Annotated in this window: 5 protein-coding genes; all 5 read left to right on the forward strand. The window is 37.1% G+C overall.

Annotated features, from left to right (window positions below; all coding sequences use genetic code 11):
- Positions 1–116 precede the first annotated feature (116 nt).
- From ricT to Q0838_RS11505, 5 genes are read left to right on the forward strand one after another with little or no spacing between them, the layout of a single operon-like run.
- The gene (gene ricT, locus Q0838_RS11485) at positions 117–1,541 is read left to right on the forward strand and encodes a regulatory iron-sulfur-containing complex subunit RicT (protein ID WP_298955060.1); all 1,425 of its coding nucleotides are present in this window, start codon (positions 117–119) and stop codon (positions 1,539–1,541) included.
- Positions 1,541–2,035 carry a gliding motility lipoprotein GldH gene (locus Q0838_RS11490; RefSeq protein ID WP_298955063.1) on the forward strand — a complete coding sequence of 165 codons (495 nt, stop codon included), beginning with the start codon at positions 1,541–1,543 and terminating at the stop codon, positions 2,033–2,035. Before ricT ends, Q0838_RS11490 begins: the two co-directional genes overlap by 1 nt.
- Complete coding sequence (locus Q0838_RS11495; RefSeq protein ID WP_298955065.1) at positions 2,022–4,367, forward strand: transglycosylase domain-containing protein; 2,346 nt, start codon at positions 2,022–2,024, stop codon at positions 4,365–4,367. Before Q0838_RS11490 ends, Q0838_RS11495 begins: the two co-directional genes overlap by 14 nt.
- Positions 4,368–4,370: 3 nt before the next feature.
- Positions 4,371–5,081 carry a 3'-5' exonuclease gene (locus Q0838_RS11500; RefSeq protein ID WP_298955070.1) on the forward strand — a complete coding sequence of 237 codons (711 nt, stop codon included), beginning with the start codon at positions 4,371–4,373 and terminating at the stop codon, positions 5,079–5,081.
- A complete protein-coding gene (locus tag Q0838_RS11505; RefSeq protein ID WP_298955072.1) occupies positions 5,059–6,756 on the forward strand; it encodes an ABC transporter ATP-binding protein in 1,698 nt (565 codons plus the stop codon). Before Q0838_RS11500 ends, Q0838_RS11505 begins: the two co-directional genes overlap by 23 nt.
- The last annotated feature ends 138 nt before the right edge of the window (positions 6,757–6,894 follow it).

Here is a 6,894-nt window from a genome sequence, read left to right on the forward strand (position 1 = left end):
TTTACGCCCGACTACTAACAATATCCCACAGTTTTAATTGTTATATTTACATTTCAAGTAAAGAAATCAATTGTGCGAGTTAATCGTTTCAATTTCAATATATAGAGAATACAAGAATGAGCTGTAATAGTTGTGGAACTGGTGGAGGTACTCCTGGTGGATGTAAAAATCATGGAACCTGCGGTACGAGTGGATGTAATAAACTAACGGTTTTTGACTGGCTAGCAAACATGGAGTTGCCAGATGGTCAAAAAGCTTTCCCATATGTGGAAATACGTTTTAAAAATAGTAGAAAAGAATTCTATCATAACTCAGAAGGTCTTCAGCTTAAAATAGGAGACATAGTAGCTACAGAGACTCAAAGCGGTCACGACATAGGAATAGTAACCATAACTGGTGAGTTAGTGCGTGTACAAATGAAACGCAAGCGCATTAAAATAAATGGAGAAATCCCAAAAGTTTACCGAATCGCAGATGAAAAAGATGTAGAAAAATGGGTGACTGCTCGCGAGAAGGAAGAACCTATGAAAGTACGCGCTAGAGAGATAGCAATACGTCTTCAACTCAAAATGAAAATCTCTGACATAGAATTTCAAGGTGACGGTTCTAAAGCGACCTTCTACTACACCGCCGATGACCGCGTAGATTTTAGAGAATTAATTAGAGAATACGCTTCAGAATTCAAGACGAGAATAGAAATGCGCCAGATAGGCCTGCGCCAGGAAGCTGCTCGTTTAGGCGGTATAGGGTCATGTGGTCGTGAATTGTGTTGTAGTACATGGTTAACAGATTTTAGATCTGTAACTACAGGTGCTGCTCGTTATCAAAACTTATCATTAAACCCACAGAAACTAGCGGGACAGTGCGGGAAATTAAAATGCTGTCTTAACTACGAGCTGGATTCTTACATGGATGCACTAAGCGCATTTCCTAAACAAAATCAAAAACTTTATACCGAAAAAGGAACCGCTGTATGCCAAAAAGTAGACATATTTAAAGGCCTAATGTGGTATTGTTATGAGGGTGACTGGATGAGCTGGCACACTCTAACTACAGAGCAAGTTCATGAAATAGTATCAAAAAACAAGGCCAAAGAAACAGTTACTAGCATTGAAGAATATGCAAGTGAACTAATAGCTGAAGAAGAGGTAAGTTTTGAAAACGTAGTAGGTCAGGATAGTTTAACACGTTTTGATCAACCTAAATCAAAATCTCGCAACAAACGTAATAAAAGACGCAGACCTGCAAAACCACAAAACAACGCAGCAACAGCAACTGCTGCTTCACCTAAAGAAGCACAGCCAGCTCGCAAACCTAGACCTAAAAAGAATAACCGAACACCTGAAGCTAAAACTAACAACAATAGAAAACCTAGCTCTAAAAAACCTATTAACGCAAATAGAAATACTAATAAATCAGAAACTAATAAAACCACAGGTGAAACTAAGTCTAGCAAGCCTAGAAACAACCGCAATAAACGCCGTAATCGTAACAATAGCAATAAAAACAACCCTAATAAACCGCCTAAAAAAGAAGATTAGTGAGATTATTAATATGCCTTTTAATAACAGTAACGATAGTCTCTTGTGACGACTTGTTAGTAGATGCAAATTATGAAAGCCTACCACCTACTGGTTGGGACATTAAGGATACAGCCTCTTTTAACATTACACCACAAGACACAACTACCGCTTATAATCTATATTTAAACCTGCGCAACACGCATGAATATGAGTATAATAACCTGTGGCTTATCACACAGATAAAATTCCCCCATGGAAAAATCGTTACAGATACATTGCAGTATGAAATGGCGGCACCAGATGGTAGTTTTTTAGGCACAGGATCCAACGGTATCTATGAAAATAAATTATGGTTACGTGAAGGAGTACGCTTTCGCGAAAGCGGAATATACCAACTAGCACTTAAACACGCAATGAGAAAAACAGGAGAAGTAAAAGGAGATACCCCATTAAAAGGGATTCTTGAAGTAGGATATAGTATAGAAAAACAAGTGCAAGATGGCAGCAACTAAAGCACAAATAGCTAAAGAAAAAGCAAGCAAGAAAAAGAATATTACTCTTTTCTGGAAAATTTATGCAGTAGGAATAGGACTCGTAGTTCTTATGTTCTTACTAGCAGCATGGGAGGTTTTTGGTGATTTACCAGACCACACCGCCCTAGAAAATCCACAAACAGAACTAGCCACCGAGATAGTTACCGTAGATGGTAAAACATTAGGTAGTTTTTATAACGATAACCGTAAACCTGTAAAATTTGACGATTTACCTAAACACTTAGTAGATGCACTGGTCTCAACAGAGGACGAGCGTTTCTGGGATCACAGTGGTATAGACGGTTATGGAACTGCTAGAGCTGCAGCGTTTTTAGGTAGCAAAGGCGGTGCGAGTACCATCACACAACAACTAGCAAAGCTCTATTTTACAGAACAAGCTAGTAGCAACAAAATAGAACGATTGATTCAGAAAATACGTGAGTGGATTATCACCTCTAGACTTGAGAAACAATATACAAAGGAAGAAATTATTACTCAATACCTTAATGAATTTGATTTCTTAAAACAAGCTATAGGTATACGTAGTGCGGCAAACATCTATTTTGGTAAAGAGCCTATTAAACTTACTGTTTCAGAAAGTGCGGTTTTAGTAGCTATGCTTAAAAACCCTAGACAGTTTAATCCGTATAGAGAAATCTCAAAAGAAAAATCTTTTAACCGTCGCAATCAGGTGTTTTTCCAGATGGTACGTAATGGTAAAATGACAGAAGAGGTAAAAGATAGTCTTACATCCTTACCCATAGTTTTAGACTACAATCCAGAAGGGCATAATGATGGAATGGGAACTTATTTCCGTGAACATTTACGTGACTGGTTAAAAACCTGGGCAAAGGATAACATAAATCCAGAAACCGATCAACCCTTCAATCTTTATAACGATGGATTAAAAATTAATGTAACTATAGACCACCGCATGCAAAAAATGGCCGAAGAAGCTGTTTATGCACACATGGAACGTTTACAGGCAGAGTTTGACCATCAACAAACACGCAACAAGACAGCCCCTTTTACAGATCTTACAAATAATCAAATAGAAATGAGGTTACAGTCTGCAATGAAAAGGTCTGAAAGATGGAGAGAAATGAAGAAAAAAGGTATTGCCGAAAAAGACATTATCAAAAGCTTCAATGAAAAGACAGACATGACCATCTTTGACTGGAAAGCAAAAGGCCGCGAGCGTGACACCATAATGACACCTATGGATTCCATACGTTATTACAAGAAATTTTTACATACAGGTCTCATGTCATTAGAGCCACAAACCGGTCATGTAAAAGCATGGGTAGGTGGTATTAATCACAAACATTTTAAATATGATAACGTAGAGCAAGGAACACACCAGGCTGGTTCTACTTTTAAACCATTCTTATATTCTACAGCAATTGATCTTTTACACTATAGTCCCTGTAAAACATTATCTGATGGAGAGTACACCATACCTGCAGGTAAACATGGTAATACAAAAGACTGGACGCCTAAGGATTCTAACGGTGATTATGGTAACATGATGACTTTAAAAGAAGCGCTAGCAAAATCAAAGAACACAATATCTGCCAGACTTATGGATGAAGTAGGCCCACAGGCTGTAATCGATCTAGCTACTCAATTAGGTATAAATACAAAAGGTATGGATATTGTTCCTTCACTAGCATTAGGTACTGCAGATGTTAACCTTTATGAAATGGTAGGTGCTTATGGTGTTTATGCAAATAGTGGTATTTATACAAAACCGGTTCTTGTTACCAGTATAGAAGATAAAAACGGCACCATTCATTATCAATATATACCAGAAAATAAAGATGTAATGAATCCTGAAACAGCTTATGTTACGGTAAATCTTATGGAAGAAGTAACAAAAATAGGTAGTGGGGCAAAATTAAGAGGTAACTGGGCTACTAATAACAGTTTCTACAAAGAGGTAATTACAGACTATCCTTATGACTTTAAGAACGACATCGCTGGTAAAACAGGTACCACTCAAAATAATTCAGATGGATGGTTTATGGGAATGGTTCCTAACCTAGTTACTGGTGTCTGGGTAGGTGGAGATGGTAAATCTATTCACTTTAAATCTACTAAATACGGACAGGGCGCTACCATGGCGTTACCTATATGGGGTAGTTATATGAAACGCCTTTATGCAGACCAGACGATAGATGTCTCTAAAGAGCCTTTCAAAAAACCAGAAGATCTCTCTATCGAGACCGATTGTGAGGAGTATGAAAAGCTACAGAACAGCTCTCCATTAGGAGGTAGTGAAGAAGACGACTCTAGAGAATTTGACATGTAAATTATGATAGCAAAACTTTCATTAGAAAATATTTTATTTTTAGATATTGAGACCGTACCTCAACAAGAGAGTTTTGATTTATTAGATCCTATAGACCAACATCTATATGCAGATAAAACTAAATACCAGCGCAAAGAAGAATTCTCTGCGGCAGAGTTTTATGACCGCGCTGGTATTTGGGCCGAATTTGGCAAAATAGTATGTATATCTGTCGGTTATTTTGTTAATCGCAATAAAAAACAATTTAGAACACGCAGTTTTATTGGTGAAGAAAAACCACTATTAGAAGAATTCTCTAGTCTTTTAAAAGATCATTTTTCTAGTAGAAATAACCTGTTGTGTGCTCATAATGGTAAAGAATTTGATTTCCCTTACATAGCAAGAAGAATGATTATCGCAGGTCTTGAGATACCAGAAAAGCTCAACCTATTCGGTAAAAAGCCTTGGGAAGTTCCACACATAGACACTATGGAGTTATGGAAATTTGGCGATTATAAGCACTACACTAGTTTAAAATTATTAACGCGCATTCTAGGTATTCCATCACCTAAGGATGACATAGATGGATCACAAGTACGAGATGTATTCTATGTAGAAAATGACGTGCGACGCATAGCAAATTATTGTGAAAAAGACGTAGTTGCAGTAGCACAGATAGTTCTCAAATTGCGCAAAGAACCTATACTTACAGTTGAACAAATCATCTCAAAATAATACCGTTGCATCCATAAAGGATCTTAACGTTAGCTTTTCAAATGGAAAAGAAAACGTTAAGGTACTACATGATATTAATTTTAACATATTTAAAAACGAGATACTAGCCGTAGTCGGAGAATCTGGAAGTGGTAAGTCTGTCACAAGCAAGGCTCTTATGGGTTTATTACCTAGTGCCACAGCACAAGTAAATGCTCAAGAACTTTCTTTGTTAGGCAAGAATTTATTATTATTAAAAGATAGAGAATGGTCTCGCTTTCGCGGAAGCGAGATAAGCATGATCTTTCAAGAACCTATGAGTTCTCTTAATCCTACTATCACCTGTGGTAAGCAAGTCATAGAGATACTACAACAACATCAGAAAATTAATACCTCTAGCGCTAGAAAAGAAGTTTTATCGCTTTTTAAAAAGGTAAAACTACCAACTCCAGAGATAACGTTCTCAAAATACCCACATGAAATAAGTGGTGGACAGATGCAGCGCGTTATGATTGCTATGGCAATAGCGTGCAGGCCTGCCTTATTAATTGCAGACGAGCCTACTACTGCACTAGATGTAACCGTGCAAAAAGAGATTATTTTATTACTCAAAGAATTGCAACAAGAATACGGCATGAGTATTCTATTTATATCACACGACCTATCTTTAGTACGCGCTATTGCAGACAGGATACTGGTTATGTATAAAGGTAAAATAGTAGAGCAAGGAACAAGTGAATCTATTTTTAAAACTCCCAAAGAAACATACACCAAAGCACTTATCGCTTCTAGACCTAGCACTACAGAGCGTGTTAAAAAACTACCGACCATAAGCGATTTTATGCAACATAGGGTAGACAGAGAGTTGATCACTCCATCGCAACGAGCGGCTACTCACAAAGATATTTATAAAAACACTCCTCTATTGCAACTAGTAGATGTAGTAAAAGATTATCCACTTAAGAAAAAGCTTTTTAAAAAGCAAACCTATTTTAGAGCTGTAGATGGTGTTAGTCTTAATCTATATTCTGGTGAGAGCTTAGGACTGGTAGGAGAAAGTGGCTGCGGAAAAAGTACTCTAGGCAACCTGATTTTGCGTCTGAGAGATGTGACCAGCGGTACTATTATTTATCGCAATAGAGACATTACACACCTTACAGGCAAAACAATGCGCGAGTTGAGAAAAGAAATTCAGATTATCTTTCAGGATCCATTTGCTTCATTAAATCCTAGACTTACAGTAGGCCAAGCTATTATTGAGCCTATGAAATGGCATGGTATAGGAGATAATCATGCCCATAGAAAGGAAAAGGTACTTGCTTTATTAAAACGAGTAGGACTAACTGAAGAGCATTATAACAGGTATCCACATGAATTTAGTGGCGGTCAGAGACAGCGCATAGGTATAGCTAGAACAGTGGCCTTAGAACCTAAGTTAATCGTATGTGATGAAAGTGTGAGTGCTCTAGACATATCTGTACAAGCACAGGTTTTAAATCTTTTAAATGAGTTTAAAGCAGATTTTGGATTCTCTTATTTATTCATTTCTCATGACCTTGCGGTAGTGAAATACTTTTGCGATCAGGTTATTGTAATGAATAAAGGTAAAATAGAAGAAAAAAATGAGGCTGATGCTCTTTATGAAAATCCGCATAGTGATTATACTAAAAAATTGATTGCGGCAATACCACAATAAATACCCTTGTTGTGAGATCATGTCTTATAAGCTGACAAAAGTCATCGTTGACCACGAGGAGTAATACCAATTTACTTTTGAAAAGTCTCTATGAAAGCATTTTTATAATGATGATTACTAGTTATTGATTTTATGGTC

The sequence above is a fragment of the uncultured Nonlabens sp. genome, from assembly GCF_947495285.1.
Lineage (GTDB): Bacteria > Bacteroidota > Bacteroidia > Flavobacteriales > Flavobacteriaceae > Nonlabens.

Coding starts and splice junctions, on each gene's coding strand:
- ricT (WP_298955060.1), top strand. CDS start 117: ATGAGCTGTAATAGTTGTGGAACTGGTGGAGGTACTCCTGGTGGATGT.
- Q0838_RS11495 (WP_298955065.1), top strand. CDS start 2,022: ATGGCAGCAACTAAAGCACAAATAGCTAAAGAAAAAGCAAGCAAGAAA.
- Q0838_RS11500 (WP_298955070.1), top strand. CDS start 4,371: ATGATAGCAAAACTTTCATTAGAAAATATTTTATTTTTAGATATTGAG.